Below are 2,913 nucleotides of genomic sequence, written 5' to 3'. Positions count from 1 at the left end.
GAGCCGGCGGCAGCGGGCGCACGCCGGCGCGTAGGGGTGGTCGTTGATCGGGCAGCCGGCCACCACCGGGGTCCACTCGTCCAGCAGCCCCGCGACGGTGCGGATCAGCCGGGTCTTGCCCTGGCCGCGCTCGCCGAGCAGTACGGTGTCGTGGCCCGCCAGCAGGGCGCGTTCGAGCCGGGGCAGCACGGTGTCGTCGAAGCCCACGATGCCCGGGAAGCGGGGTTCGCCGACGCGCATGCGGGCCAGCAGGTTGGCGCGGACCTCGCCCTTGACGGTGCGGTGCTCGTGGCCCGAGGCGCGCAGCGCGCCGAGGGTGGTGGGGCGGTCGTCGGGAACGGTGGGGCCGGAAGTCGCGGCAGACGCAGACACAGCGTCGAGTCTATGCACGGGCGCCGGTTTGGCGAGTGCGCACGTCCGGGGCGCCCGGTATCGGCGGTTCGGCGGCTGGTCGGGGGGAAATCGTGGATTACGCCGGGTCGCGCGCTGGTCGGGGACGGTCGGCTTGGGAGTATGGTCGCGGGCGGGTATCGGCCCGGACGACGAGACGGGGGTGGCGGGGTGGCCAGGTTCGGTGACGCACTGGCGACGGGGACCGACCTCGTGAGCGCGGCCGAGCGCGCCGCCCTCCAGGCGCTGCGCCCGCTCGACGGCGCGGCCGACCTCGTCTGCTTCTTCGTCAGCGGGAGCGACCCCGAGGAGGTCACCCTCGCCGGGGAGCGGGTGATGGCGCTCGCCGGGGACGCGACCACGCTCGGGTGCAGCGGCACGGGTGTGATCGGCGGCGGCCGGGGCGTCGAGGCCCAGGGCGCGGTCAGCGTGTGGGCCGCCCGGCTGCCCCAGGTGACGCTGACCCCCTTCCGGCTGGAGGCGATCCCCGAGGGCGACCACCTCGCCGTCGTCGGCATGCACGAACCCGACCCCGACGACCGGGCCGCGCTGCTCCTCGCCAACCCCTACGAGTTCCCCACCCAGTCGTTCGTCGAGCGGTCCACCGAGGTCCTGGGCGGGCTGCCGCTCGTCGGCGGCCTGGCCGACGGCCTGCGCGGGCGGGAGTCCGTGCGGCTGTTCGCCGACGGCGAGACCGCCGACGCCGGCGCCGTCGGCCTGCTGCTCGGCGGCGAGGGCATCGCGGGCACCGTCGTGAGCCAGGGCTGCCGCCCCATCGGGCCGCCCATGGTGGTCACCGCGTCCGAGGGCAACACCATCCTGCAACTCGCCGGGGCGCCCGCCTACGAGCGGTTGGAGGGCCTGGTCAACGCGCTGCCGCCGGAGGAGCAGCAGTTGGCGGCGGCGGGCCTGCACATCGGGGTCGCCATGGACGAGTACGCCGACCGGCACGAGCGCGGCGACTTCCTGGTGCGCGCCGTCGTGGGGGCCGACCCCGAGGGCGGCACGCTCACCATCGGCGACGTGGTCGCGGTCGGCCAGACCGTCCGCTTCCAGGTGCGCGACCAGGACAGCGCGGGCGCCGACCTGCTGGAGCGGCTGCGTGCCTTCGCCGACGAGTCCGGCGGGCGCACCGCCGCCGCCCTGCTGTTCTCCTGCAACGGCCGGGGCGCCGGCATGTTCGCCAGCGCCGACCACGACGTCCGCTCGGTGCGTCGCATCCTGGGGGCCGACGCCGTCGCGGGGTTCTTCGCGGCCGGCGAGATCGGCCCGGTCGCGGGCCGCAACCACGTGCACGGGTTCACCGCCTGCGTCCTCGCGTTCGAGGGGTGAGCCGGGCCGCGCGCCGCGCGGGGCCCGCCCGGGTCAGCGGCCGGCCGCGCCGGGCGGGGACGCCGACGCGTACTCCTCGGTGACCACGTCGGCGGCCGACCGGCCGCCGAGGCCGGCCACGGGTCCGGCGAGGGCCTCCTGGACGGTCGCGCGCAGCGCCGGCCCCCGGGCCGCCGGTGCCCTGTCGTCGGCCCCCGCGCCGCCCGACCGCCCGTCCTGGGCCGTGCCGTCCTCCAGCCGCAGGTCCCGCAGGGCGTCGGCGTAGGCCTGGCGCAGCACCGGGTCGGCGATGTCCGGTTCCTCGGCGCCGTCGGGGCGGCCGAGCAGCATGACCCGCACGGCGGCCAGGTTCGCCTCCGTGTGGGCCGCGAGCGACGCGGCGACGTAGGCGTCGCCGTCCGCGTCCCCGTGGTCGCCGTCGCGGGTGACGGCGCGCAGGCCGTCCGGCCCCAGCTCGTAGTAGCCGTGCCCGTCCAGCACCAGGGCCTGGGCCACGGCGGCGGCGAGTTCGGTGTCGTCGCCGTACCGGGAGCGGTCGACGCGCAGGACGGGGCGCCCGTCCGCGCCGACGGTGCCGTGGTCGATGAAGGGGGCGCCCGTCCCGGTGTAGTCCACGACCGGGTGGACGCGCCGCCACAGGTCGTGCAGCGACGGGTGGTCCGGAGCGGGGCCGTCGCCTCCGCCGAGGGCGCCGCCGGGCACCGCGGTGACGAGTTCGACCGCCCGCGCCGTCCGGGCGCCGTCGCGGGCGCGGACCAGGGTGCGGTCGCCGGTGTCGGCGGCGTCCTCCAGGAACCGGCGGCGGTCGGGGTCGGTCTCCTCGTCGGCCTGGTCGCGCAGGTCCTCGGCGAGGGTCCGGGCGCGGTCCGCGCTCCGCTCGGCGGTCCCCACGCGACCCCGGCCGCCCGCGTCCTCGGCGTCGTCGGCCGCCCGCAGCAGGCCGTCGACGCTGGCGGCGGCGCGGCGGCCCGCGCGGGTGGTGAAGAAGTCGCGGCGCTCCCGCTCGGCCGCCACCATCTCGGCGAGGTGCCCGGCGCTTCCGGGCCCGCGGTCCGCCGGGGACCGGTCGGCCGCGCCGTCGCCGCCCGGCGCGAACAGCGGCAGCGGCCCGGCGGCCACGGGGGCGGCGGTCATCGGGGCGCCGGGGCCGCCCGGGCGGGCCGGGGCCGCGACCGGGCAGCCGGCGTGCTC

Annotated in this window: 2 protein-coding genes and 1 pseudogene; 1 reads left to right on the top strand and 2 read right to left on the bottom strand. The window is 78.3% G+C overall.

Annotated elements, in window-relative coordinates:
* Positions 1-372 (bottom strand): annotated as a pseudogene (locus NT8_RS27795) (magnesium chelatase); the annotation flags it as partial.
* Positions 373-561: 189 nt separating this feature from the next.
* On the opposite strand from NT8_RS27795, the gene NT8_RS27790 reads away from it, so the two are divergent.
* Complete coding sequence (locus tag NT8_RS27790) at positions 562-1,722, top strand: FIST signal transduction protein (RefSeq protein ID WP_067975995.1); 1,161 nt, start codon at positions 562-564, stop codon at positions 1,720-1,722.
* Positions 1,723-1,755: 33 nt separating this feature from the next.
* Here the strand turns inward: NT8_RS27790 and NT8_RS30190 are convergent.
* A partial coding sequence (locus NT8_RS30190; RefSeq protein WP_217999344.1) for a hypothetical protein occupies positions 1,756-2,913 on the bottom strand: 1,158 nt, incomplete at its 5' end.

The sequence above is a fragment of the Nocardiopsis trehalosi NBRC 14201 genome (assembly GCF_001552555.1).
In the GTDB taxonomy this organism is placed as follows: domain Bacteria; phylum Actinomycetota; class Actinomycetes; order Streptosporangiales; family Streptosporangiaceae; genus Nocardiopsis_B; species Nocardiopsis_B trehalosi.
The sequence above is the reverse complement of the archived record's forward strand: the minus strand, read 5'-3'. Positions and strand labels throughout refer to the sequence as shown.